Origin of the sequence: Micromonospora sp. LOL_024 (genome assembly GCF_048060415.1) — a bacterium.
Lineage (GTDB): Bacteria > Actinomycetota > Actinomycetes > Mycobacteriales > Micromonosporaceae > Micromonospora.
Genome location: NZ_JBHMIS010000004.1, coordinates 249,381 through 273,374, shown reverse-complemented (window position 1 = coordinate 273,374; position 23,994 = coordinate 249,381). Strand labels below are relative to the sequence as shown.

18 protein-coding genes, 3 pseudogenes and 2 riboswitches are annotated in these 23,994 nt (G+C 72.4%); of the genes and pseudogenes, 9 read left to right on the top strand and 12 right to left on the bottom strand.

Annotation, left to right across the window (positions count from 1 at the left end):
* Nucleotides 1-130: 130 nt before the first annotated feature.
* Nucleotides 131-334: riboswitch (cobalamin riboswitch) on the top strand.
* Nucleotides 335-450: 116 nt separating this feature from the next.
* From metE to ACFHWY_RS08395, 4 genes and pseudogenes are all read left to right on the top strand, one after another.
* The gene (gene metE / locus ACFHWY_RS08410; protein ID WP_416579538.1) at nt 451-2,700 is read left to right on the top strand and encodes a 5-methyltetrahydropteroyltriglutamate--homocysteine S-methyltransferase; all 2,250 of its coding nucleotides are present in this window, start codon (nt 451-453) and stop codon (nt 2,698-2,700) included.
* 104 nt (nt 2,701-2,804) lie between these two features.
* A riboswitch (cobalamin riboswitch) is annotated at nt 2,805-2,938 on the top strand.
* A gap of 559 nt (nt 2,939-3,497) precedes the next feature.
* Nucleotides 3,498-4,070 (top strand): annotated as a pseudogene (locus ACFHWY_RS08405) (CbiQ family ECF transporter T component); the annotation flags it as partial.
* Nucleotides 4,016-5,244: pseudogene (locus ACFHWY_RS08400) on the top strand (ATP-binding cassette domain-containing protein); the annotation flags it as partial. The pseudogenes ACFHWY_RS08405 and ACFHWY_RS08400, both read left to right, overlap by 55 nt.
* Nucleotides 5,222-5,485 (top strand): annotated as a pseudogene (locus tag ACFHWY_RS08395) (ECF transporter S component); the annotation flags it as partial. The pseudogenes ACFHWY_RS08400 and ACFHWY_RS08395, both read left to right, overlap by 23 nt.
* Here the strand turns inward: ACFHWY_RS08395 and ACFHWY_RS08390 are convergent.
* The 8 genes from ACFHWY_RS08390 to ACFHWY_RS08355 all read right to left on the bottom strand — a co-directional run bounded on the left by ACFHWY_RS08390 (nt 5,477) and on the right by ACFHWY_RS08355 (nt 13,482).
* Nucleotides 5,477-6,604 carry an alanine racemase gene (locus ACFHWY_RS08390; protein WP_416579537.1) on the bottom strand — a complete coding sequence of 376 codons (1,128 nt, stop codon included), beginning with the start codon at nt 6,602-6,604 and terminating at the stop codon, nt 5,477-5,479. The pseudogene ACFHWY_RS08395 and the gene ACFHWY_RS08390 sit on opposite strands and share 9 nt — an antisense overlap.
* A complete protein-coding gene (locus tag ACFHWY_RS08385; RefSeq protein WP_416579536.1) occupies nt 6,601-8,250 on the bottom strand; it encodes an IucA/IucC family protein in 1,650 nt (549 codons plus the stop codon). The genes ACFHWY_RS08390 and ACFHWY_RS08385 overlap by 4 nt, the downstream gene beginning before the upstream one ends.
* Nucleotides 8,247-9,869: an IucA/IucC family protein gene (locus tag ACFHWY_RS08380; protein ID WP_416579535.1), complete on the bottom strand. Its 1,623-nt coding sequence runs from the start codon at nt 9,867-9,869 to the stop codon at nt 8,247-8,249. Before ACFHWY_RS08380 ends, ACFHWY_RS08385 begins: the two co-directional genes overlap by 4 nt.
* On the bottom strand, nt 9,866-11,035 hold the full coding sequence (locus tag ACFHWY_RS08375) for an ATP-grasp domain-containing protein (RefSeq protein ID WP_416579534.1): 1,170 nt from the start codon (nt 11,033-11,035) through the stop codon (nt 9,866-9,868). The genes ACFHWY_RS08380 and ACFHWY_RS08375 overlap by 4 nt, the downstream gene beginning before the upstream one ends.
* A 25-nt stretch (nt 11,036-11,060) precedes the next feature.
* Entirely contained in the window at nt 11,061-11,774 is a 714-nt protein-coding gene (locus tag ACFHWY_RS08370; RefSeq protein WP_416579533.1) for a siderophore-interacting protein, read from the bottom strand.
* 105 nt (nt 11,775-11,879) lie between these two features.
* On the bottom strand, nt 11,880-12,458 hold the full coding sequence (locus tag ACFHWY_RS08365; RefSeq protein ID WP_416579532.1) for a GNAT family N-acetyltransferase: 579 nt from the start codon (nt 12,456-12,458) through the stop codon (nt 11,880-11,882).
* 248 nt (nt 12,459-12,706) lie between these two features.
* Nucleotides 12,707-12,997 carry an acyl-CoA dehydrogenase family protein gene (locus ACFHWY_RS08360; protein ID WP_416579531.1) on the bottom strand — a complete coding sequence of 97 codons (291 nt, stop codon included), beginning with the start codon at nt 12,995-12,997 and terminating at the stop codon, nt 12,707-12,709.
* Between the two features lie 86 nt (nt 12,998-13,083).
* Entirely contained in the window at nt 13,084-13,482 is a 399-nt protein-coding gene (locus ACFHWY_RS08355; protein ID WP_416579530.1) for a hypothetical protein, read from the bottom strand.
* 191 nt (nt 13,483-13,673) lie between these two features.
* Here ACFHWY_RS08355 and ACFHWY_RS08350 point away from each other — a divergent pair, with 191 nt between their 5' ends.
* The 3 genes from ACFHWY_RS08350 to ACFHWY_RS08340 all read left to right on the top strand — a co-directional run bounded on the left by ACFHWY_RS08350 (nt 13,674) and on the right by ACFHWY_RS08340 (nt 15,995).
* Nucleotides 13,674-14,321 (top strand): L-threonylcarbamoyladenylate synthase, encoded by a 648-nt coding sequence (locus tag ACFHWY_RS08350; protein ID WP_416579529.1) that lies wholly within the window; start codon nt 13,674-13,676, stop codon nt 14,319-14,321.
* 401 nt (nt 14,322-14,722) lie between these two features.
* The gene (locus tag ACFHWY_RS08345) at nt 14,723-14,929 is read left to right on the top strand and encodes a hypothetical protein (RefSeq protein ID WP_416579528.1); all 207 of its coding nucleotides are present in this window, start codon (nt 14,723-14,725) and stop codon (nt 14,927-14,929) included.
* A 166-nt stretch (nt 14,930-15,095) separates the two neighbouring features.
* Nucleotides 15,096-15,995: a hypothetical protein gene (locus tag ACFHWY_RS08340; protein ID WP_416579527.1), complete on the top strand. Its 900-nt coding sequence runs from the start codon at nt 15,096-15,098 to the stop codon at nt 15,993-15,995.
* A gap of 337 nt (nt 15,996-16,332) precedes the next feature.
* Here ACFHWY_RS08340 and ACFHWY_RS08335 read toward each other — a convergent pair whose 3' ends face one another.
* A complete protein-coding gene (locus ACFHWY_RS08335) occupies nt 16,333-18,213 on the bottom strand; it encodes a Xaa-Pro dipeptidyl-peptidase (protein ID WP_416579526.1) in 1,881 nt (626 codons plus the stop codon).
* Between the two features lie 158 nt (nt 18,214-18,371).
* Between ACFHWY_RS08335 and ACFHWY_RS08330 the strand changes: the two genes are divergently transcribed.
* Nucleotides 18,372-19,208, top strand: coding sequence for an aldo/keto reductase (locus tag ACFHWY_RS08330; RefSeq protein ID WP_416579525.1), 837 nt, complete (start codon nt 18,372-18,374; stop codon nt 19,206-19,208).
* Nucleotides 19,209-19,326: 118 nt separating this feature from the next.
* Here the strand turns inward: ACFHWY_RS08330 and ACFHWY_RS08325 are convergent, their stop codons facing one another.
* Nucleotides 19,327-19,650 (bottom strand): YciI family protein, encoded by a 324-nt coding sequence (locus tag ACFHWY_RS08325; RefSeq protein WP_416579524.1) that lies wholly within the window; start codon nt 19,648-19,650, stop codon nt 19,327-19,329.
* Between the two features lie 85 nt (nt 19,651-19,735).
* Between ACFHWY_RS08325 and ACFHWY_RS08320 the strand changes: the two genes are divergently transcribed.
* Nucleotides 19,736-20,236, top strand: a complete 501-nt coding sequence (locus tag ACFHWY_RS08320; protein WP_416579523.1) for a winged helix-turn-helix transcriptional regulator — start codon at nt 19,736-19,738, stop codon at nt 20,234-20,236.
* Nucleotides 20,237-20,318: 82 nt separating this feature from the next.
* On the opposite strand, the gene ACFHWY_RS08315 is transcribed toward ACFHWY_RS08320, so the two are convergent.
* Both ACFHWY_RS08315 and ACFHWY_RS08310 read right to left on the bottom strand, forming a co-directional pair.
* Nucleotides 20,319-22,070 (bottom strand): ABC transporter ATP-binding protein, encoded by a 1,752-nt coding sequence (locus ACFHWY_RS08315; protein ID WP_416579522.1) that lies wholly within the window; start codon nt 22,068-22,070, stop codon nt 20,319-20,321.
* Nucleotides 22,067-23,746 carry an ABC transporter transmembrane domain-containing protein gene (locus ACFHWY_RS08310; RefSeq protein ID WP_416579521.1) on the bottom strand — a complete coding sequence of 560 codons (1,680 nt, stop codon included), beginning with the start codon at nt 23,744-23,746 and terminating at the stop codon, nt 22,067-22,069. Before ACFHWY_RS08310 ends, ACFHWY_RS08315 begins: the two co-directional genes overlap by 4 nt.
* Nucleotides 23,747-23,994 lie beyond the last annotated feature (248 nt).

Here is a 23,994-nt window from a genome sequence, read left to right as displayed (position 1 = left end):
CCACTACGCCCGCCGCCTCAACCTCGAATGCCAACCATGATCACGAATGGCGGCTGCCGTACTAGATCGACGGGGAAGGGCGGGTGGGGACGGGGAGGGGAGGAGTGAGGGTGGGCGGGTAGGGTGGTGAGTGGTGTTGGTTCGTCCCGGCCGTCATGGATGGGACGTCGTAAGAGGGAACCCGGTGTGAGTCCGGGACTGCCCCGCAGCGGTGAGTGGGAACGACCGCCGTCAACGAGCACTGGGCCGCTGGGCCCGGGAAGCGACGGCCAGTAGGCGACCGGACAGGTCACGCCCACGAGTCCGAAGACCTGCCGCGCCGCGTACACCGGTCGGTGTGCGCCGCCGACGGCCTCTCGGGAGGGCCAGGGCGGAAGCCGGCACCTCGCGGATGCCTTCTTCCCACCCGTCCTCGCGCGTGTCCGCGGCGACTTCGAGGGAGGGGACCCGTTGAGTACCGCATTCGGTCAGAGCACCGTGCTCGGTTATCCGCGTATCGGTGGCAACCGTGAACTGAAGAGGGCCGTGGAGGCCTACTGGACCGGCGAGATCGACGCCGGAAGGTTGGAGGACACCGCGGCCACGCTACGCGCCGAGGTGTGGCGGACGCTGCGCGACGCCCGCCTGGACGCGCTGCCGTCGAACACGTTCTCCTACTACGACCATGTGCTCGACACCGCCGTTGCGGTCGGTGCGATCCCGCCGCGCTTCGCCCGGCTCGGGCTCGGTGAGCTGGACACCTACTTCGCGATGGCGCGTGGTGTGGCGAGCGAACCGGCGCTGGAGCTGACGAAGTGGTTCGACACGAACTACCACTACCTGGTGCCGGAGATCGGCCCGGACACCCGCTTCGCGGCCAACCCGGCGAAGGCGCTGCGTGAGTACGCCGAGGCGCGCGACCTGGGCGTCGAGACCCGGCCGGTGCTGGTCGGTCCGGCGACGTTGCTGCTACTGGCCAAGTCCGCGCAGTCGGGTGTCGACCCGTTCGGCCGGCTCGACGAGCTGGTCGAGGTGTACGCCCAGATCCTGCGGGCACTCGCCGATGCCGGCGTGGCGTGGGTGCAGCTGGATGAGCCGGCCTACGTCGCCGACCGCAGCCCCACCGAGATCGCCGCGTTGCGGGAGGCGTACGACCGGCTCTGCGCCGTGCCGCGGCGGCCCAGGATCTTCGTCGCCAGCTACTTCGGGGAACTCGGCGAAGCGCTGCCCGCGCTGCTCGGCACCCCGATCGACGCTCTCGGGCTGGACCTGGTGGCCGGGCCCGGCAATCTCGCGCGCCTCGCCGGGGCAGGGCCCTTGCGGGGCAAGACGATCGTCGCCGGGCTGGTCGACGGGCGCAACGTGTGGCGTACCGACCTGCGCGCCGCGATCGCCCGGGGCGCCGTCGTGACCGGGCTCGCCGACCACGTCGCCGTGTCCACGTCCTGTTCGTTGCTGCACGTGCCGGTCGACCTGGCCGCCGAGCGCACCCTCGACCCGGATCTTCGTCGCCGGCTCGCCTTCGCCCGGCAGAAGGTCGACGAGGTGGTGTTGCTCAGCGACGCCCTGCGTAACGGCACCACGCAACTGCCGGAGCCGCTGCCGCCGGCACCGGTCGGCTGGCGGGACGACACCGTGCGCGGCCGGCTCGCCGCACTGCGGCCGACCGACCGGCAGCGCGGGGCCTATCCGGAGCGGGCCGCGGCCCAGCAGGCCCGGCTGAAGTTACCGCCGTTGCCGACGACGACTATTGGCTCGTTTCCGCAGACCACGGAGCTTCGCCGGGCCCGCGCCGAGTGGCGCGGAGGCCGGCTCGACGACGCCGGCTACACCGAGCGGATGCGTGCCGAGGTCGAGCACGTGATCCGGCTACAGGAGCGGCTGGGCCTGGACGTGCTCGTGCACGGCGAGCCGGAACGCAACGACATGGTCCAGTACTTCGGCGAGCGGCTCGACGGGTTCGCCGCCACCGAGCAGGGCTGGGTGCAGTCCTACGGTTCCCGGTGCGTACGCCCGCCGATCATCTTCGGGGATGTGGCGCGCCCGTCACCGATGACCGTCGAGTGGTCCACGTTCGCCCAGTCGCTGACGGACCGGCCGGTCAAGGGCATGCTCACCGGTCCCGTGACGATCCTGGCGTGGTCGTTCGTACGGGTCGACCAGCCGCTCGCCGACACCGCCGACCAGGTCGCCCTGGCCCTGCGCCACGAGTGCCACGATCTGGAGGCGGCGGGGATCCGGGTCATCCAGGTGGACGAGCCCGCCCTGCGGGAGACGCTGCCGTTGCGCCGGGCGGACCGCAGGGCATACCTGGACTGGTCCGTCGGCGCGTTCCGGCTGGCCACCAGCGGTGTGGCCGACGGCACCCAGATCCACACCCACCTGTGCTACTCGGAGTTCGGTGAGGTGATCACCGCGATCGACGCCCTCGACGCCGACGTGACGAGCATCGAGGCGTCCCGGTCGAAGATGGAGGTGCTCGGCGACCTGGCCGAGATCGGCTACCGCAGGGGTGTGGGGCCCGGCGTCTGGGACATCCACTCGCCCCGGGTGCCACCGCAGCCCGAGGTGGTCGACGCGCTGCGTCGCGCGGTGGCGGTGGTGCCCGCCGAGCGGCTCTGGGTCAACCCTGACTGCGGCCTCAAAACGCGCGGCTATCCCGAGGTCGAGGCGTCGTTGACCAACCTCCTCGCCGCTGCCGCGCAGATCCGGGGCAGCTGACCGAGGTTCCGGGTGGGCCCTGAACAGGGCCCACCCGGGACGTGCGCGGATCACGGTGTGTGTGCGTCCACCAACGGATGACAGGCGTCTGCGGGGGGACAGACTGGCGCGACAACTGAACAGGCGCGCGTGCGTGCGGGGGAAGTCCGGTCGAAGTCCGGCGCTGGCCCGCCACGGTGGGCCGCCGGGGAGTACCCGGTGGCGAACCCGAATACCTGCCGTACCCGCGATTTCCGCTCCTCACCCGTCGTGGCCCACGGGTCGGAGGCCGACCGGTGATGCCCGCGCTGGGTGCCCCGGAAGGGTATGACGACCGCCGGGCCGGAAAGCGCCATCGATGGTCGTTCGCCTGAGCCGGCACCGCCTGCTCGTTCTGTTCTGCGGCGTGCTCGCCGCACTCACCCACGCCGCTCCGGCGATCGCCGCACCCACCCACGCCGGTGCGGTGCTCGCGTTCGCCGCCGCCGGGACCGTCGACGACTTCGGGGCGTCGGCGTTGGCCTGGGTCACCCGGCCGGACATCCGTGACGGTTACGTCGGTGATGACACCACCGAGGCGTATCCGGGCGCGACCGCCAAGCTTGCCCTCGCCGTCGCGGTGCGCGGCGGCGATCCCGCCGACGTCGGCGGCGTCGACCTGATTGGCCGGCTGCGTTCCCTCCAGTCGCCCGACGGCCGGTTCACCGACCGATCCTCCTGGGGCGACTACAGCAACGCGTTCAGCCAGTCCTTCGCGATCCTCGCGCTGAAGCGGACCGGGCAGGGCGTACCGGCGCGGGCCGCCCGGTGGTTGGCCCCCCAAGTGGCTGCTCAAGGCGGTCCCCGGCGCGCTCTACGCGGTCAGTACGGCGGTCGTGGCGCGCTGTCGGTCGCTCCGCACCTGGTGGAGAGCGTCCTGCGGGTACGCCGGGCCCGACGGTTGCGCGGTGCGGCCGGTGTCGGCCTGCGGGCGCTGCGCGGCGTGGCTCTCCCGGTGCTGGCCGATGCCCTGGACCGCTCCCTGGCGCTGGCCGCGGCGATGGACTCACGTGGGTACGGCCGCACCGCAGCCGTGCCGGCCGGGCAGCGTGCCCTCACCGGCGGTCTGGTGCTCGCCGGGCTCCTCGCTCACCGTCGCCGGCTGCGGGTTGGCCACCGCGGCGATGATGATGCTGGCCGGCTCGGTGGACCCGGTCCGCCTGTACCCGCCGGTGAGCCCGCTGACCTGGCCCGAGCTGACCCCGCTGATGATGCTCGCCGTCGTGGTCGCGGTCGCACCGGCCTGGCTGGCGCCGCCACCGAGTCGCGGCAACACCCGGCCGGAGGCGTACCGACGATCGAGTTCGATCGGGTCACCGTCCACTACGCCGACAGTCGGGAGCCGTCGCTGAGGCAGGTCAACCTGCGGGTCGCGGAGGGGGAGCTGTGCCTGGTCGCCGGCCGCACCGGCGCCGGCAAGTCGACCCCTGCTGCGGGCGATCAACGGATTGGTGCCGCACTTCACCGGCGGCACGCTGCACGGCACCGTCACCGTGCACGGCCGGGACACCCGCACCCATCCGCCGCGCGACCTCGCGGACGTCGTCGGTGTCGTCGGTCAGGACCCGCTCGCCGGCTTCGTCACCGACACCGTCGAGGAGGAACTGGCCTACGGGATGGAGCAGCTCGACCTGCCCGCAGCCGTGATGCGTAAGCGCGTCGAGGAAACCCTGGACCTGCTCGAGATCGCCGAACTACGCGACCGGCCGCTGCGTACCCTCTCCGGTGGCCAGCGGCAGCGGGTCGCTATCGGCGCCGTACTCACCAGCCACCCCAAGGTGCTCGTCCTGGACGAGCCGACCTCCGCGCTGGACCCCACCGCCGCCGAGGACGTGCTGGCCGCCGTCACCCGACTGGTGCACGACCTCGGTGTCACCGTGGTGGTGGCCGAACACCGCCTGGAGCGGTTCGTGCAGTACGCCGACCGGTTGGTGTACCTGGCCGGCGACGGCACCGTCGTCGACGGGGATCCGGCCGCCGTACTCGCCGGGATCGACATCGCGCCACCGCTTGTCGAGTTGGGGCGCGCCGCCGGCTGGACCCCGCTGCCGCTGTCGGTACGCGACGCCCGCCGCCGGGCGGCGGATCTGCGGCGACGGCTCGCCGACGTACTGCCGCCGCCGACGGTGCCGCCGCGCTGACCGCCCGTCGGGTCGTGGTGCGTCATCATCCCGGCACCGTGGCGATGGCCGGCGTCGATGTGCACCTGCACCCCGGCCGGATCGTGGCTCTGATTGGCCGCAACGGCTCCGGAAAGTCCAGCCTGCTGTGGGCGCTACAGGGCAGCGGCCCCCGGCACGGCGGCACGGTCACCGTCACCGGCCCGGACGGCGGCACCGATCCTCAGACGTTGCCGGCCGGGCCCGGCGCCTGGTGGGGTTGGTCCCGCAGAGTCCGGGAGACCTGCTCTACCTGGAGACGGTCGACGCCGAGTGCGTCCAGGCCGACCGGGAGTCCGAGGCGCCGGCCGGTACCTGCCGGGCCCTGCCCGACCAGCTGGTCCCCGGAGGGAATGGCCCGCACCACCGAGGCGCCGTTGATCTTCATCCTGGTTCTGCCGGTGCTGCTGGCCCTGGTCCTGGCCGAACTGGGATCCGGTGGCATCGACAGCAAGGCGTTGGCGATGCTCGGCGTGCTGGCCGCCGTCAATGCCGTGCTGCGCCCGCTCGGTGCCGGCACCGCCGGCATCGAGACCGTGTTCTTCCTGCTCGTGCTCGCCGGGCGGGTCTTAGATCAGGGCAGCGGGAAGCGGGTGGGATCAGCGGCCCCAGCGACCGGCGAGGGCGAGCGGATCTCCGGTCCTGAAGTCGGGCGGCTCGTGCAGCAGGAAGTCGCGGTGGCTGATGTTCCACGCGTAGGCGCCGGCCATCGTGAACACCAGCACGTCGCCGACCGCGATCGCGGGGCTGTCGGCGGTGTGCGCGAGGACATCCTTGGGCGTGCAGAGCTGACCGACGACAGTGACCGGGCCGCCGTCGGTACGCGGCCCGCCGGCATCCCGGGGCACCACCACGAACGGCTGTGAGTGCCCCTTGGCGGCGGGGGTACGCAGGTGGTGTGTGCCGCCGGCGACGATCACGAACCACTGGCCGTGGGACCGCTTCACGTCGACGACCTCGGTGAGATACGAGCCGCAGTAGACGGTCAGCGCGCGTCCGGGTTCGATCCGCAGGCGGACCGTCGGATGCTCGGCCAGCACCTCGCCGAGCAGCCGGCCGTAGCGACGCCAGCCGAAGCGGCGACCGGGCTGGGCGTAGTCGACGGACATGCCGCCGCCGACGTTCACCTCCTCGGCCCGCAGGTGCCGCACCGCCCACCGCGTCACACCGCGCGCCACCGAGGCGGCGACCACGGCGTCGAGCCCGCTGGCCAGGTGGGCGTGCACACCCCGGATCCGGATACCGGCCGGCGGGTCGTCGGCGAGCCGGACCGCCGCCTGCGGATCCAACCCGAACGGGCTTGCTCGGCCGCCCATCACCAGGCTCGCGCCCGGTGTGGCGACGGGCAGGTTGACCCGCAACAACACATCGACGGTACGCCCGGCGGTGCGGGCCAGCGCCGCGAGGCGGCCCAGCTCCGCGGCGGACTCGACGTGTACCCGGACCACCTCGGCGGTCAACGCCGCGTGCAGGTCCGCGTCGGTCTTGCCCGGTCCGGCGAAGGCCGCCGGCCGCCGGCCGGGCAGCACCGTGGCGAGATGGTTCAGCTCGCCGCGGCTGGCGGCCTCGAAACCGTCGACCGTCTCCGCGAGGGTACGCAGGATCCCCGGATCCGGATTGGCCTTGACGGCGTAGAGCAACTCCACCCGGGTGGGCAGCGCCGCCCGGACGGCGGCGGCGTGCGCGGCCAGCGCGGCCAGGTCGTAGACGTACGTCGGCCGGGTCACCGGGCACCGCCCATCGGGTTGGGCACCGCCACGTAGGGGGCCTGCTGGTCGGCCGCCCGGTGCCAGCGGACCAGCAGGTTGGCCTTGGCGGCCAGCGGCGTGCCGTCGAGCAGCGGCGCCAGCTCGGCCGGCTCACCCAGGTGTGCGTACGTCGCCTCGACAGCTCGGCGGACGTCGATCCACAGCCGTGCCTCGGTCCCGGGATTACCGTCGGCGAGCGCACCGGCGAGCCCGGCGAGGTTGTTGACGAAAAGGCAGTAGGTGACCCGCCGAGCGGCCTGGGCGGTGGTGTAGGCGACCTGCCGGGGTACCCGGTCGGGCCACACCGACAGTCGGTCGGTGTCGAGCTTGAGTCCCTCCAGGTCGCGCAGGAGCAGCCGCACCGGACGGCCGCCCGGATCCAGCACGACCAGGACATTCTGCAGGTGCGCCTCGTGGACGACGCCGTGGCGCAGCCACAGCCGCAGGACCGTCGGGACCAGCAGGTCGACGTAGGTCCGCCACCAGTCGAACGGGTCCGGCACGGTCAGTGGCGTGGCGGCCAGCGCGGCGGCCAACACCACCGTCTCGCCCGGGCGCAGGTGCTCGCGTACGCCGGTGCGCAGGATCGTGCCGTACGCCTCGTCCGGCCCGGGCAGGTCGACGCTGCGGTAGCCGGGCTCGGCGAGCAGGCCGATCCCCGCCGGCAACGGCACGGTGGCCAGGAACCGGGTCAACGCCACCGCGCCGGTCAACTCGTAGCGGGCGTTCTTGCGCAGGCAGTTGGTGATGCGTACGTGCAGGCTGGTCTTGAGGAACAGGTCGGCGGCCGGCGCGTAGAGGGTCCGGACGCTTGCCGTGGGACGCACCGGCACGCCGGCCGTCCCGAGCTGGCGCAGCCGCGAATCGTTCGGCGGCACCAGGGACAATTGCCACGGGTGCACCGGCAGCGGGCGGTGCCCGGCGGGTGCGGCCGGCGGGTCCAGCGGCGCGATCAGCTCGTCGAACGGCCCGTCGCCGGCCACCAGGTCGGCCGGGACGGCGAGCCAGCTCAGCCGGAAGGTGCTGCGCAGCTCCGGGGCGTAGCGACGCCAGCTCGCCGGGTCACCGCTGCGCCACTTCGGACTGGGGTGGTGCGGATGCCCGTACACCAGGGACTGCTCGGAGTCGACGTAGCTGTCCACTGTCGGGTCACCGGTCGGTGCGGGGTCCTTCGACGGCCGCCGGCGCAGCAACATGGCCAGCGCGTCGCGGCTGCCGAGGACCTGCTCGACGAACTCGTCGTTGGCCCGATCGGTGCGGCCGGTCAGCTCGGCGGCGAGCAGCCGCGCGAGCCGCGCGCTGTCGACCGGGGTGTCCGCCGGCGCGGTTGCCGGGCCTGCGGCGGAACCTCGCGGAGCCGTGTCGGCCGTGGGTCGGCACCTGATCGGGCCGTCGTAGCGGTGGGCCAGGATGGGGGAGACGCGCGTCAGCCGGCAGGTGAGGGTCAGCCCGAGGTGCCGCAGCCGGATCCGGACGACATCGCCGCAGGTGGTGGCCTCACCGGCGGGCGCGGCGATCTCCCGGAGGTAGCAGGAGAGCAGCGTGTGCGCGGCGGCCAGGTCTGCCGCCCGTTGCGCCGGCTGGCCCGCCGTTCGGGTGGCGGCCTCGGCCGTCCGACCCGTCACGAGCCGCTCCGCAGGTAGTTGGGGCCGGTGCGCCGGTAGTACTTGTTGACGTCGGCGCAGCCGAGTCGTTGCTTGGGCAGCAGCGTACCCGCGGTGAGCATCGCCTTGACGGGTAGCCGGTCGGCGGTGAGCACCTCGTCAACGAGCCGCCGGGTGGCGGGATCGGCACCCCACCTGTCGCGGGCGGCGCGTAGCCGTGGCGGGATCACCTCGGTGGGGGAGGGCACATCGACGCCCTGCTCGGCGAGGGCGAGCAGGGGGGCCGCGGCGGCCAGATGGACGGTGATCGTGACGAACATGTCGGCCAACTCCCCGGGACGGCGGACCCACATCCGCTGGTCGCGCAGCTGGACCGGGCCCACGTGCCGCGGATCCAGGCGGGCGCCGTCGTTGTCCTTGTAGAGCAGCCCGAGCGGGCCGTCGGGCGGCAGGACAAGATGGATGTTCTGCGGATGTGCTTCCAACGCCACTCCGTACCGTAACCAGAGGAACACGTGCCAGTCGAGTAAAAGATCCAGATAGGACAGCAGCAGCCGGGTCGGGTCGTCGCCGCCGACCCGTTGGGCCACTGTCGCGGCGCTGGGGTCCGGCGCGGCGAGCGCGGCCACCGGCACCACCGTCGCCCGGTCCAGTCCGGCGGGGAGCCGGCGCAGCAGGAAGGACCGCAGCTCGTCGCCGTCGCAGTGGCCGAAGATGCTCTCGTCGGCGTGGGTCACCCGCCCGGCGAAGCGCGGCTCGGTCGCGGCGACGCGGTCCAGCAGGCCGGCGACCGCCGCCCCGTCGGCCAGGGAGTCGGGCGCGAGGGTACGCCGGTTGCGGGCGCCCAGCGACGCGGTGGGCAGCGGCAGCTTCAGATGCGTCGCGGGATCGTTGTCGACAGCTACGGTGCGCATCGACAGCGTGGGCCGTACGGTGACGGCCGGGCGGTCGAGGACGGGCAGTCCGGCCCGGTCGGCGGTGAGCGGATGCACCGGCAGCAGCACCTCCCCTTCCTGCCGGGCCGCCGGCCACCAGGCGGGCAGTCGACCGTTCAGTCGTAGTGTCCCGGCCGGCACGGGCAGCCACCGTAGCGCGAAGCTGGGTGCGTGCTCGGGTGCGTACCGCAGCAGTTCGCCGCCGTCGAGCCCGTGGCGACACCGGTCGGTGGGGTAGACGGGGTGGCCGGCACGGGCGGCGAGCACGTCATCGAGGAGCGCGCCGTCGAGACCGGTCGACGCGCCGGTCCGGGCGGCGGCGACCCGGGCGTGGGTACGGGAGCGGGTCACCGCGGCCAGCCGGCGGGCGAGAAGGTCCGCCTGGCATTCGCTCCGGAAGGCACGCCAGCCCTGCTCGGCGTCGACGTCGTCCCGGGGGGTGAGGAGATCCAGCAGCTCCGCCACCGTGGCGACCCGGCGCGACCGGCCGTCGGGCGACTCGACGTGCAGTTCCGCGCGGGCGAGGCGGATGGTGTGCTGGAAGCCGTCGGGGCGTACCGGAAGGCGCAGCCGACCGGCGTGGTGCGGCACCTGCCACCAGCCGGGGCCGTCGGGGCGGCCGGTGCTGTCCAGGCCGAGATGGTCCTCGCGTAGCAGCGCGTCCAACACCCGGCGGAACACCTCCCGCTCGACCGGGTCGGTCACGTGGCGATCACCCAGTCGAGGTCTGCCCGGAAGGCGGCCAGCGCGCGGCGGACCCCGGCCGGTTCCGGCCCGATGCCGTGCAGGACCGCCAGGTAGTCCCGGTTGGTGCCGGTCCACCCGGCGGTGGTTCCCACCGCACGCAGCGGGCGGCAGCCGAGCCGCACCCCGTCGTGCAGCGCGTCAACGGGGCCGGGGGCGGCGACCAGGGTGCCGCCGCGCTCGGCGCAGACGTACTCGACGCGGGCCGTCCGGCCGACCGTGGCCGGGTCGGGCAGGCTCAGGTCGGCCACGGACTCGCCGAGGTGCAGCCGGATGACGTACTCGAACAGCGCAACGCCGAGCAGTTCGGCGAGGACGAGATCCATCCGGTCGCCGATCAGCCGGTCGTTGACCTCGATCAGCCGGGGCCGCCCGCCCTGCACGACGAACTCGGTGTGGCAGGCGCCGAACCGTACGCCCAGCGCGTCAAGCTGGGCGTGCAGTGCGGCGGTCACCTCTGGGGTCGACGGCTCCCACTCCAGACACTGCTCGGTGAAGGTGGGCGGCGCGCCGAGCGTGGTCCGCCAGCCGCCGAGCACGCGCAGCGCCTCCGTGTCACCGAGGGTGTCGTGTGTCTGGACGTCGCCGGTCAGGTACTCCTCCACCACCAACGGATCGGCGGGTCGGCGGCGGCGGATCTCGGCGACCCGGCGGGCGAGGTCGCCGTCGTCGGTCACCAGGTAGGCGTCCTCGCTGGCGACACCGTCGCGCGGCTTGACCACGGCGGGAAAGGCGTCGAACGTCGCGGGCACATCCGGTTCGAGCAGGCGGGCGCGGACAAGGTCCAGGCCGGCCGCGGCGACCGCCTGCCGGGTGGCGGCCTTGTCCTTGCAGCGCCGGCCCGACTCGGGATCCTTGCCGGGCAGGCCGAGCCGCCGGGCCGCCTGCGCGGTCGCGGCCTGGAGGTGATCGCTGTTGGACAGCAGACCCGCCGCCGTGGGCCCGGCCCGGACGGTCTCGGTGACGGCGGCCGGCCGCCGTACCGGACAGTGCCGGGTCGGCACCCTACCCGGCCAGTCGTCGGGTCGGTCGGTGAGCACGGTGACCGGTACGCCGAGCGAGTCGGCCGCCGGCAGCAGACCGTCGAGCACGGCGTCGGTGGGATTGAGCGCGGTCAGGTACAGCATCTCGAACCGTTCGGGTGGCGACCGGTCACCGGGCGCGCCAGTAGGCCAGCGCCGCCACCTGCTCCTTGCCGACGCCGAGGCCCCGCCGCAGGTGCTTGACGATGCTGCGGGTACTGGCCGCCTCGCAGGCCACCCAGTACAGCGCGTCCTCCTGCCCGGCGGTCAGGGCGGCGGTGACGGTGTCCACCAGGTGCTGGCCCTCGTCGCGACGCGGCACCCACACCAGGTTGTCGTGCGGGCGGGTACGCACCGGCAGGGTTCGCTCGCCGTCGTGGGCGTACTCGATCCACATCGTCGCCGAGACGGGACCGGCGGCGTCGAGCAGGCTGTTGACCGCCGGCAGGGACGCCGCGTCGCCGACCAGGTAGAGCCGGCCGGGCGCCGGTTCGTGCAGGGCGAAGGAACTGCCCTGTACGGTCGCCTCGATGGTGTCTCCGGGGCGGGCTGTCGTGGCCCAGCGCGCGGCGCAGCCGTCGTGCAGGGCGAACACCAGGTGGAAGCGCCCGCTGTCGGTGTCCGGGTCGACAAGTGTGTAGGCCCGCTGGTGGGGTCGGCCCTCGTTGTCGAACCACAGCCGGATCCACATGGTGGGGTGGGTGCCGCAGTCACGCAGGAGTCCGCCACCGTCGACGAGCAGTCGCTGGTAGTGCTCGCCGACGGGCTCGCTGTCCAGGACGGTTAGCTGGAAGTTCCTGCCCCCGAACGCCTTGAGGACGAGCGCTTCCCAGGTCCGTTTCACTTGTGCCTCCACTGTCCTGCGTGCGGGTGACGACGAGTCGGTAGGTCGGTGACGCCGCGCGCCGGTCGCCGTCCGGTGGCCTACGGCCGGTGTCGATCTCGGTGCTCACGGCGCGGGGCTCAGTGGCAGCGCCCGCACCAACATCCGGTGCGGGCGCCAGCCGGGGAACGGGACGAGGTCGCCGACGTGGTCGAACCGAATTCGTTGCAGCGCGTGCCAGACCCGGGTGTTCGTCTCGGCGACGGCCAGAGCGACCCGCTCCTCGCGGCGCCCGGCCAGCAGCTGTGTGGTCATCCGGAGGCCGAGGCGGTGCCGGCGGTGTTCGGGCAGCACGAACGCCTCGCACACGGCGAATGTGCGTCCCTCCCACTCGACGGCCATGTCGGGATCGTCGGTCGCGGTCAGGTCGCGCCACCACAGGGTCTCGGGCGGCAGCGGACAGCCCATCACGGTGCCCGCCAGGCGACCGTCGACGTAGCCGAGCGCGGCCTGGAAGCCGGGGGCCGCGACGGTCCACCCGAGGCGCTCCCGCACGCTCGGTACGCGGTGGTCGGTCAGGTGCAGATCCGCCGCGTGCACCTGCTGGTAGACCGCGACGAGCTGCTCCACATCGACCTGGCCGGCGACGGTGACTGTGCTGTGCAGACCGCCGATCGTCGCGTCCACAGCGACAGACGACGACATGACACCTCCTCGAAAGTTTGGTTAGGCATACCTAACCAGGGAGGCGGCGGTCGGGCAAGTCCGCACCGGCCGGACCGGGCCAGCGCGAGGATCAGCAGGACCAGGCCGGCAGTGGCGACGACCTCACCGAGCCGCAGGTGCCCGCAGGTGCGGCCCTGCTGCGGGCGAAGCTGACGCGGCAAGGTCGAACATCAGGCTCGCCGGGACGGTTCCGGCGATGCCGCCCCTAGGCGCGCTGCACCGACACCTCATCGTTGGAACCCCGGTACGAGGAACATCGTGGCGCCGCCGGTGAAGTCCGGCTCTGCGCTGGCGCGGGCCATCACGATGAAGAGGCCGGCACCGTCAGCGCCGGTGGTGAACTTCCTCCGACCGTTGACCAGCCATCCGTCGCCGTCGGTGCGGGCGACCGTCCGCAGCGCGCCCGGGCCCGGCCCCGCGCCGGGTGGCGGCTCGGTCATCGCGAAGGCCGACCGCTGCTCGCCCCGGGCCAGTGGCGCGAGGTAGCGCTCCCGCTGCGCGTCGGTGGCGGCGCCCACCCCACCGTCGATCTAGGGACCATCGCCGTTGCTGGAGATCGATTGACGACGGTTGTCCCTAGATCGGCGCGGCGGCCTTCGGGTCGTCACCGCAGCCGGCCGCGCCTGCCGAACCAGTCCCGGCAGGCGCGGACGTTGAGGGCCCAGACCACCCAGGCCAGCAGGCCCAGGCCGACGATCGTGATCGCGCCGAAGAGACCGAGCGAGGCGGCGGCCAGCAGCGTTGCCAGCGCGTACGCCGGGTAGGGTGCCCACGGGCGGCGGGTGGCGAGGCTGAGCGCCACCAGCGCGCACGCCACGGCCATCACGGCGAAGTAGACGACGGCGCCGAGGGAGCCGGTCCCGGCCACCAGCCGGTGCGTCGTGGCCAGGGTGAACAGCAGCGACAGCACCGCGAAGACCAGCACGGTGATGCGTACGGGGGTGGGCGTCGCGGGCTGCCGGAGCCGTTCCCGGTAGCCGCCGCCGGAGGCGCGCACGACCATACAGACAACGATGTATGTCGAACTCCTGCGTGGCGTGCCACTGTCGGCAAATTGACAGTGCAGGCAGGCGGCCTGAGCCTTGCGTGGCCGGGCACGGCTTGCGACATACGGCAAGTCGGGCCTTCCCGCATCAGGGATACCGTGAGACGCCGCATCCCGCGAGTGACGGCTGACGGCCTAGGCTTCCGAGCATGGCGAGGTATTTCGACGTGCACCCGGACAATCCGCAACCGCGCACCATCGGTCAGGTGGCCGACATCGTCCGGGCGGACGGACTGATCGCCTACCCGACGGACTCCTGCTTCGCGCTCGGTGCCCAGCTGGGCAACAGGGACGGCCTGGACCGGATCCGGGAGATCCGTCACCTGGACAGCGGTCACCACTTCACGCTGGTGTGCCGCGACTTCGCCCAGCTCGGTCAGTTCGTGCAGCTGGACAATGCGGTGTTCCGCGCGGTGAAGGCGGCCACCCCGGGCCAGTACACCTTCATCCTGCCGGCGACGAGGGAGGTGCCACGCCGGCTGCTGCACCCGCGCAGGAGGACCGTGGGCGTCCGGATGCCCGCGCACCCGGTCACCCGGGCCCTGCTCGACGCGCTGGGTGAACCGCTGCTGTCAAGTACCCTGCTGCTGCCCGGCGACGACGAGCCGATGACCCAGGGCTGGGAGATCAAGGAGCGCCTCGACCATGCCCTCGACGCGGTGGTCGACGCGGGTGACTGCGGCACCGAGCCGACAACGGTGGTCGACTTCTCCGACGGCGAGCCGGAGATCGTCCGGGTCGGCGCCGGCGACCCGGCCCGGTTCGACCAGGATGCCGCCCCGCCGATCGGTCGGTAGGTGCCCGCCCGGCTCGGTGAGTCGGTGACTGGCACTGCCTCCCGGGCCAGGATGACCGCGCCGAGCAGCGCGGTGTCGTCGGCGAACCGGGAGAGCACCATCTGCGGCGGGTAGGGCAGGATCTCGGTGATCCGGCCGACCAGCAGCTCGCGGATCGACCCGCTGCCGGCCACCTTGCCGACCAGCACCTGGCCGGGCAGGCGGTCTTCGCGGCCCTGGCCGGAGCGGTCGCCGACCTGCTGCCGACGCACCGGGCGGTCGCCGTGCTCGCCGGGCTGTCGCTGCTCACGACGCTGCTGCTCACCCGGGGACTGCGTCTCACCCGCCCGGCGGGTGCGCGGTCAGATGACCTGAGCACGCCGACTCAGGCCGTGCCGGACGGCCGGCGGTAGCCTCCGCACATGCCTGGCGACACCCGGCCCGCCACGTCCGTCCCCGCTGCGTCGATCTTCCTGGCGGCGACGGCCGGGGTGGCCGCCGCCGTGCTGGTCGGGTGGTACGTCGCCGTCGTGTTCTGTGGGGCGTTCTGGATCACCACCCTGCTGACGGAGGTGGCCGACAGGGTGGTGCGAGGGCAGCGGCTTCGGCTGCACAGCGAGCCTTCGTGAGGGTGCGTCGCTGGCGGTTATCTTCTATGGCCTGCCGCTGCTCACGGCGAGCCTGCTGGTCTCGCTGGTCGCCCTCGCGGCGGGACGAGCACCTGCCCGGGCGGATGACCGGGGCCTTGGCGGTTGCTGGATGCAACCGATCTGGGCCCGTTGACGTCCGATCGGCATGAGGATTCGTCGAAGCGGGCGACTGGCGGTCGTCCCTCTGCTGTTGCTTACTTCTGCAGCCTGCGGTCAGCAGGCCGATGACACCGGCTTGGGAGGTTCCGACTCTCCTGAGAGGTCCTACTCCGCCGATGCCGTGGTGTTCCGGATGGACCACCTCGGCGGGTTCGTCACGCCGGCCATGCTGGCCACCCGCCTTCCCGTGATCAGCGTGTACGGCGACGGTCGGGTGATCACCGACGGGCCGGTCACCCTGATGTATCCCGGGCCGGCGTTGCCCAACCTCCAACTGGGCACGATCAGCGCCGCCGAGGTGCAGGAGCTGATCAAGGCGGCCCGCGCCGCGGGTGTGGGCGGCACGACCGACCTCGGCACGCCGCCGGTCGCCGACGCGACCTCGACCCGGTTCACCGTGCTCGGCGACACCGGCGTCGAAGAGTCGGAGGTGTACGCGTTCGCCGAGGGGACCGGCGGGGCACCGGGCCCGGACGCCGACCAGGGCCTCACCGAAGCGCAGCGGGCCGCGCGGGACAAGCTGCGGGAGTTCGCCGAGTCGCTGACCGCCGAGTCCGGTCCGCTCGCCGCCGCGCAGGCTGATTCGCGGTCGTACGCTCCGACCGCCGTCGCGGCCGTCGCCGAGCCCTGGGTGGCCGTCGCCGAGGCCGGCGAGCAGGCCGAGGTGGCCTGGCCCGGCCCGGCACTGCCCGGCGCCGAGCTCAGCAAGGACCTGGGACTGGGCTGTGTCACGGTGACCGGTGCCGAGGCGCAGAAGCTGCTCACCGCCGCGGCGAGCGCGAACTCGGCGACGCCCTGGGCTTCGGACGGCAGACGGTGGACGGTGCACCTGCGGCCGCTGCTGCCCGACGAGACCGACTGCGGTGACCTGGCGACCAACCGTTGATCCCTTAATCGGGCGGCCTGGCTGTGACGGGCCGCCCGATCGCTGCCCGTGCCGCCCGGCAGGCCGTTAGCGCCACCTGGGCGGGCTGTTGTGGTCGCTGATCAGCCGCCGCACGATGAAAACACCGTCCCGCATCCTGGCCGCTAAAGGTTGGTCGCGCTGCGGCGCAGCCGTCGATCTAGGGACAAGCGTCGTTGGTCGATCTCCAGCAACGACGAATCCCCCTAGATCGACGGGGCGGTGGGCTGCTGATGCTCCACGACCTGTGGACTGGCACCAGCGCCACCTGCGAATCGCGGGGCATCGGCCGGGGCGGCCCATCCGCCCCGGCCGGTGTTCAGAAGGCGAGTGCGGTTCTCCCTCCGACGACCGGTAGACGCAGCTCGCTGTGGTGCGGCGCGACCCGCAGCCGGGTGCCGCCCGGCGGCAGCAGGGTGTACTCCTGGTCGCTGGAGAAGGCCACCAGGCCGATCCGGTGGCCGGCCGGGAAGATGTGGTCCTTCGGTTCCAGGGTCCACCGCAGGTCGTACAGCTTGCCCTGCCTCAACGGCTCGGTGCGCGACGGATCCCGACGGTTCTGCGGGTCCAGCCAGCCACGGGTGACCACCGTCGGCGCGACGGCCGAGCCGGCCGGACCGTAGTCCACCAGGTACGCGGTCAGGTTGGCGTCCGGCTTGTTGTCGACCGCCATCCGCAGCCGCATCTCGGGCCGTCCGGAGATGCGGACGTCGCGGGTCAGCGTGGGGGAGCGGTAGGCGAGCCGGTTCGGGCTGGCCACGTCCGGCTCGGCGACCAGGGCGTCCGGGTGCAGGGTGCGACCCTCGTCGACGAAGCTCTGCTCGACCTTTGCCTTCGGCGGCTTGCCCGAGGTGAGTGTGCCGGTGGTGGCGTCGGTCGCGGCCAGGCGCAGCGGCACCGCGCGGGCACCGGGATCCGGCCAGTTGGGGTACGTCGTGTAGACCCGGTCCTCCCGCTGCACCACTGCGGTGGGTTCGTCCATGACGCCGTTGCGTACGTCCCAGAGCCAGTAGTCGAACCAGCGGTTCTCGGTCTGTTTCCAGGTCCAGGTGCGGCCGTCGGGCAGGGTCACCGACGCGGTGTTGCCCGGCCCACCGTGCCCGCCCTGGTGCAGCCAGATCCTGCGCGGGACGCGGTGCCGCGTGAGCTCGTCCCACCAGCCGGCGAAGTGCTCGGTCTTCACGTTCCAGTCGTTGAGGCCGTGTACGACGAGCACGCTCGCCCGGACCTTCCGGGCGTCGAGGTGGTCGCGATCCGCCCAGAATTTCGAGTAGTCGCCGGTGACCCGGTCCTGCCGCGCGGTCAACTCGGCGATCTCGTTGGCGCAGCGGCCCTGCGCGCGGGCCCGGCCGGCGGTGAACCGGGCCAGCACGTCGACGTCCTCACCCTGGTACGTCCCGGGTGCGACGACCAGGCCGTTGGCCCGGTAGTAGTCGTACCAACTGCTGATCGCGGCGACCGGCACGATGGTCCGAAGTCCCGGGACGCCGGTGGCGGCCACCTGGTTGGGTAGCGTCCCGTTGTAGGAGACACCGGTCATGCCGACGGCGCCGGTGGTCCAGTCGGCGGCGACCGCCGCGCCGTTCGTGTCGTATGCCTTGGCCCGCCCGTTCAGCCAGTCGACGACGGCCCTGGTGCCGAGCGTCTCCGCGTGGTCGCCGCTGGTCGGGCAGCCGTCCGAATCGCCGGTGCCGACACTCTGACCGAGCACCACCGCGTACCCCCGTGGCACGTAGTAGTCGTCCAGCGAGCCCGGCAGGTTCGCCTTGGCCCCGGCCCGCTGGACCTGCCCGCCGGTCGAGCGCAGCCCGGAGTGGCGGGTGAGGCCGTTCTGCGGCAGCTCGTCCACCAGCACGCTCGGGTACGGCACGTCGTACCAGACGTCCTTGCGGTACGGGCTGTGCTCGAAGACGACCGGCACCTTGAACCCCTCGGTGGCGGTCTCCCGGGGCCGGGAGATGTCGATCGCCACCCGGTCGCGTAGGCCGTCCCGGTCGGTGTCCACGGTGGTTTCCACGTACACCCGCTCCTCGATCGCGTCGGTGAGCGAGAACACCGGCTGGGTCATGCCGTCGACGACCACGATGCCCGGTGGGGCGGTCGCCGAGGGCTCGGCCGCCGCGGGTGCCGGTGTCGCGCCCAGCGCCAGCGCGCCGGACAGACCGACGCCGAGTAGTGCCAGATGGGGGGATCGACGCACGCGCGTCTCCCTTCGGTCAGGCTGGTGGCCGGATTCCGCCAGGGTGGACGGAAATTCATTGACCACATGCTATGCCGCTGGTGTCGCTGCGCGGGTCCGGTGCTCGGCGGGTACGGTCGGGGCGTTACTGATCCGGAGCAAGCGGTGGAGGTTCGACGATGGGTTTTCCCAGCCTGACAGCGGGTGACGGCACGGTGTTGCCGGCGATCGGCCTGGGCACCTACAAGCTGAACGGCGAGGCCGGCGTCGAGGCGGTCGGTCACGCGATCCGCGCCGGCTACCGTTTGATCGACTCGGCGGTGAACTACGAGAACGAGGGTGCCGTCGGCCGGGCCGCGAGATCCGCCGACGTCTCACCGGACGAGCTGGTCGTCACCTCCAAGCTGCCGGGGCGTCGCCACCGGTACGCCGAGGCGCTGGCCACGATCCAGGAGAGCGTGTACCGCAGTGGCCTGGACCGGATCGGGCTCTATCTGATCCACTGGCCCAACCCCAAGGTCGATCTCTACGTGGAGGCGTGGAGCGCGCTGATCGAGGCGCGTAAACGCGGCCTCGTCCGGCACATCGGCGTCTCCAACTTCCTGCCGGAGCACGTCGACCGGCTGGTCGCCGAGACCGGTGTCGCCCCGGTCGTCAACCAGATCGAGATCCATCCGTACTTCCCGCAGCCCGAGGTGCTCGACCATCACCGCGCACACGGCCTCCTTGTCCAGGCGTGGAGCCCTCTCGGTCGGCGCAGCGAACTGCTGCAGGACCCGACGATCGCCGAGATCGCCCGCGTACACGGGATCAGCCCGGTACAGGCCGTCCTCGCCTGGCACGTCGCCCGCCAGGTGATCCCACTGCCGAAGGCCAGCAGCGCCGAGCGGCAGCGGGAGAACGCGAACATCTTCAGCATCGACCTCGATGACGCGGAGATCGAGGCGATCACCGCCCTGGGGCGTCCGGACGGGCGTACCGGCGGCCAGGACCCGGCGGTCTACGAGGAGTTCTGAGCGCGGCGCTGTTGTACGTCGTCGCCTTGGCGTTGCTGGCCGGCGGCCTGGCCGCTCGGCTCCGCCGCGGGCACGCGGGCATGACGCGCCGACCCGAGACGGTTCGAGGTAGGGGCATTCACAGGAGCGGCCAGATCTCGACGACCCCATGCGCGACGGCGCACGGTGTCCTCGACGCGATCTCGACGGCCTCCTCGATCGTCGAGGCTTCGATGATCGCGAAACCGGCGACCGGCAGCGTGGCGGACATGAATGGGCCGGTGTCGACGTGGGTGGCGGCGCCGTCGTGGTTGCGCACCTGGTAGGGCGGGCCGGCGATCCCCATAACGGAGCCCGCCTCCCGCAGGCGTGCGTCGTGGGCGTGGGCCTCCTCGCGTACGACCGGCTTGGTGCGGTCATACCCGGCCTGATCTCCGTATCCGATCGTCACGAACCTCGTCACGCGCGCCTCCCTGCTGCTTGCGAAATTCAATCAGTGTCAGCGTAGGTAGACTGCTCTCCGACTGCAACCAGTTGTGGGAGGGGTAATGACGGAAAGGTCTCGATCCGGATGTCCCATTAACCTGTCGCTGGAGGTCCTGGGCGACAGCTGGAGCCTGCTCGTGCTCCGCGATATGATCTTCGGTGGCCGCCGGCACTTCCGTGAGCTCCTCAACGGGTCGGAGGAGGGTATCGCCTCCAACATCCTCGCCAGCCGGCTGAGGAACCTGGTCGAGACCGGCCTGTTGACCAGGCAGCCGGACCCGACGCACCGGCAGAAGGTGATCTACAGCCTCACTGCGCAGGCCATCGACCTGGTGCCCGTGCTGGCGCACCTCGGTGCCTGGGGAACCCGATGGTTACCGGTCAGTGCGGAGTTGTCGATCCGTTCCCGACTCCTCGCCGATGGCGGCCCCGCACTGTGGCAGCGGTTCATGGCCGAGCTCCGTGCGGAGCACCTCGGCGTTCCCGCCGATCCGTCGCCCGGCGGCCAGCCGGTCCGTGAACGCCTACAGGCGGCCTACCCGGCTGTCCTGAGCGACGGCTAGCTCTGGCGAGGCCCGTCGCCTCCAGCTCGCCACCTTCGTCGTGAGCGAGGCCCTGCTGGCGGCTCCAGGCCGGCCGGCGCGGTCAGCGCCGCCAGGCCGACCAGAGTTCGGCGTACCTGCCGCCGGCCGCGACGAGATCCTCCGGGCTGCCGATCTCGACGATCCGGCCGTGCGACATCACGGCGACCTGGTCACAGGTGTGCGCCTGGGTGAGCCGGTGGGCGACGACAACGGCGGTGCGGCCGCGGATCAGGGCGCTGCTCGCCTGCTCCAGTTGCCGCGCGCCCGCGCTGCCGGCCTCGGCGCTGGCCTCGTCGAGGACGACGATCGGCGGGTCGAGCAGGGCGATCCGGGCCAGCGCCAGCTGCTGCGCCTGGCCGGCACTGACCGGGTGCTCGCCGTCACCGACCCTGGTGGCCAGCCCGTCGGGTAGCGCGGTGACCCACTCGCGGGCACCCACCAGGGTCAGCGCGGCCTGCAACTCCTCGTCGGCGGCGTGCGGGGCGGCCAGCCGCAGGTCGTCGGCGAGTGTGCCGGCGAAGACGTGCACCTCCTGGGTGACGACGCCGACGGTGCGGCGCAGCTCGTCCGGCGGCAGCTCGCCGATCGGTCGGTCACCCAGCCACACCTCGCCCTCGGCGGCGGGCAGGACGCCGCCGAGAATGGCTGCGAGCGTCGTCTTGCCGGCTCCGCTCTCACCGACGATCGCGATTGACTCGCCCGCGGCGATCTCAAGCGACGCGTCATGGACGACAGTCGGGCCCCCGGCGTAGCGGTGCGACACCGACTTGACGGTGATGCCGGCGGGTCGCCGCGCGGCCGCGGGAGCGCCGGCACTCGTCGCCGGCACGTCGAGGCCGGTGATGCCGACGAGCCGGGCGAGTGCCGCGCCGGCCGACTGGACGTCGTTGAACGAGATCAACAGCATCCCGAGCGGGCCGAAGAGCCGGTGAAAGAGCAGTGCGGCGGCGGTGACGTCGCCGACCGTGCTGTCGCCCGCGCGTACCAGCAGGAACCCGGTGAGGAGCACGGCGGTGAGCCCGATCGCCTCCGCGTAGTTCATCATGTTCGCGAACCAGAGGAACCCGCGGACGGCGCGCAGTCGCGCCACTACCGCGGCGCGCGACGTCTGCTCGACCCGCCGGCCCTGCCGGTCCTCCATGCCGTACGCGTGAACCGTGCGGGCGCCGGCGAAGGTGTTCAGCAGGCTCTGGGTGCGGACCGCCGAGGCCTCCCGCTCGGCGGCGTAGAGCCGCTTCGCCCGGGGCACGAAGCGGCGCAGGCTCATCACGTGCACCGGGAAGACGATCAGGAACGCGGCGGCGATCCGCCAGTCGAGCGTCGCGAAGCCGGCGAAGGTGATGACGACGGTGACCAGCGCGGTGAAGACTCCCGCGGCCAGCCGGACCGAGTCGGTCACCTTCTCCACGTCTTCGGTGACCCGGGAGGCGATGTCGCCGGACCCGGCGCTCTCCAGCCGCGCCGAGTCCATCCGCAGCGCGCGGTCGAGTACCTCTTCCCGCAGGTCGGCGCAGGCGCGCATGCCCCACTCGCTGACCAACCAGTTGGCGGTGCCGGTCAGCACCGCGGCGCCGAGGGCCGCGGCGAGGATCCACGCCGAGGTCAGCAGCAGCGACCCGACGGCGCCGTCGGCGACCACCAGGTCGACAAGCCGGCCGAGCAGGATCGGCACCGCGACCGCCGCGACGCTCGCCGACGTCGACGCGGCGACCGATGTCCAGCCGAGGCGCGGATAGCGCCGCAGGGCCCGCGAGAAGGCCGCGCCGGTCGCCCGGCCGGTGGCGACGGGAAGGATCGCGGACGTCGGGCTCACCGCCGCACCACCTCGGCGTACGCGCACTGCGCGAGCAGGTCACGGTGCCGCCCGACGGCAGCTACCCGGCCGGCCCGGACGAAGACGACGCGGTCGCACCGGTCGAGCAGCGGCGCGCTGGTGGTGACCAGCACCGTCGCTCGTGCCTCGCCGGCCCGGTGGGCGCGGATCCCGTCGGCGATGGCGTGCTCGGTGACGGCGTCGACGGCCGTCGTCGGGTCGCGGAAGACGGTGACCGGCCGGTCGGCCAGCAACGCCCGCGCCAGGGCGAGCCGCTGCCGCTGGCCACCGGAGAGGTTCAGGCCGTGGTCGGTCAGTTCGCGGTCCAGCCCGGCGTCGCCGTCGGCGAGCAGATCGCCGAGGGATGCCGCCGCCATGCTGGCGTCCAGTGCGGCGTCGTCCCGTTCGTCTCCGGTCTGCAACACCTCGCGCACCGTGGCACCGAGCAGGTCGACCGTGTGCGGCTCGACGAGTACGGCCCGACGCAACGAGGCGACGTCCAGCTCCGGCAACGGTGTGCCGGCCAACGTCACCTCACCGCGCTCGGGTGACCGCGCACCCGAGAGCAGGTCGGTGACGTCGTCGGCGGCACCGCTCTCCCCGGTGACGACGCCGAGCATCTCGCCGGGCCGCACGGCGAAGCCGACGCCGTCCAGCCCGGGGGCGTGTACCTCGTCGAGGGCCAACACGCCCGCCGCCGCGGTCCGTGCGCCGGACGGGGCCCGTTCGGGTGCGGCGAGCACCTCGGCCACCCGGGCCGCGCTGGCCCGGGCGGTCGCCAGCCGGAAGACGCAGTCGGCGAGGTTGAGCACCGGATCGGTGATGAACGTCGCCAGCCCGACGATCGTGATCAGCTGCCCGACCGTGATCCGCCCCTGGAGGGCGAACCAGCCGGCCAGCGCGGCCACGATCGTGATCAGCAGGCCGGTGGTGAACGTCGACGCGCCGACGAACGTGGCGCCGGCCTTGACGGTGCCGATGCTGGCCCGCAGCGACGTGCGGCTCGCCGTACGGTAACGGCGAACGGCCTCGTCGACGCCACCGAAGCCGCGTAGCGGTCGGAGCCCGCGCAGCAGGTCCGACGCGGCCGCGGCGGCCCGGCCGATGGCCTGTTGCTGCGCTGACGTGTGGCGTCCCACGATCGGCCCGAGGGCGTTGAGCCCGAGCACCAGGATCGGCACGCCCACCACCAGTCCGAGCCCGAGTGACCAGTCGATCCGCAGCAGCACGGCCGTCGACACCGTCAGACCGACGAATGCGCTCACCGCCCGGGAACCCAGTTCGAGCAGTTCGGCGGCGGACTGGGTGTCGGAGGTCGCGATCGAGAGCAGCTCGCCGCTCTGGCGGTTGGTCCGGATACCCCGACCCCTGACGACGCGCCGCACCACCCGCATCCGTAGCTCGTGCGATTCCTCGACCACCGCTCTGGACAGGAACCAGAAACCCGACCGCCATCCCATGGTGAGGGCGGTGAACAGCGTGAAGATGCCCAGCACGGACCAGACCATCGCGGAGGTGGATCCCGTCCCGACGGCCTGGTCGATGACCAGGCCGATCGCCACCGGGACGAGCGCTTCGCACACCTGGTGCAGCGACCAGAAGGCGGCGCACAACGAGGTGTCCTGGCGCTGGCGCCAGAACATTTGGCGGATCAGCCGCGCCGTGGTCTCTGGCATATCCCCGCCTTACCGATCAATGAGTTAGGGCAGGCTAACCTGAAGTCACCGGTTGGCGCCATTGGACGCCTGGGGCCGGTCTGACGGCCGGCAGCAAGACCGTAAGGCCGGAACGGCGTCGGCAGAACTGTCGGGCGAGCAACCTCACACCGCCGCCGGTCGCCGACCGGCTGGCCGTCGACGGACACCGGCTCGCCGAGCGTAAGGCGCTGCCCGGCGGCGCCTGAGTGGAGGCCGAGGCCAGCAAC

What these genes read in the sequence shown, in the direction of transcription:
- ACFHWY_RS08375 (WP_416579534.1), bottom strand. Translation starts at nt 11,035, where the DNA reads ATGCTGTACCTGACCGCGCTCAATCCCACCGACGCCGTGCTCGACGGT.
- ACFHWY_RS08365 (WP_416579532.1), bottom strand. Translation starts at nt 12,458, where the DNA reads ATGTCGTCGTCTGTCGCTGTGGACGCGACGATCGGCGGTCTGCACAGC.
- ACFHWY_RS08355 (WP_416579530.1), bottom strand. Translation starts at nt 13,482, where the DNA reads ATGGTCGTGCGCGCCTCCGGCGGCGGCTACCGGGAACGGCTCCGGCAG.
- ACFHWY_RS08350 (WP_416579529.1), top strand. Translation starts at nt 13,674, where the DNA reads ATGGCGAGGTATTTCGACGTGCACCCGGACAATCCGCAACCGCGCACC.
- ACFHWY_RS08345 (WP_416579528.1), top strand. Translation starts at nt 14,723, where the DNA reads ATGCCTGGCGACACCCGGCCCGCCACGTCCGTCCCCGCTGCGTCGATC.
- ACFHWY_RS08340 (WP_416579527.1), top strand. Translation starts at nt 15,096, where the DNA reads ATGAGGATTCGTCGAAGCGGGCGACTGGCGGTCGTCCCTCTGCTGTTG.
- ACFHWY_RS08330 (WP_416579525.1), top strand. Translation starts at nt 18,372, where the DNA reads ATGGGTTTTCCCAGCCTGACAGCGGGTGACGGCACGGTGTTGCCGGCG.
- ACFHWY_RS08320 (WP_416579523.1), top strand. Translation starts at nt 19,736, where the DNA reads ATGACGGAAAGGTCTCGATCCGGATGTCCCATTAACCTGTCGCTGGAG.
- ACFHWY_RS08310 (WP_416579521.1), bottom strand. Translation starts at nt 23,746, where the DNA reads ATGCCAGAGACCACGGCGCGGCTGATCCGCCAAATGTTCTGGCGCCAG.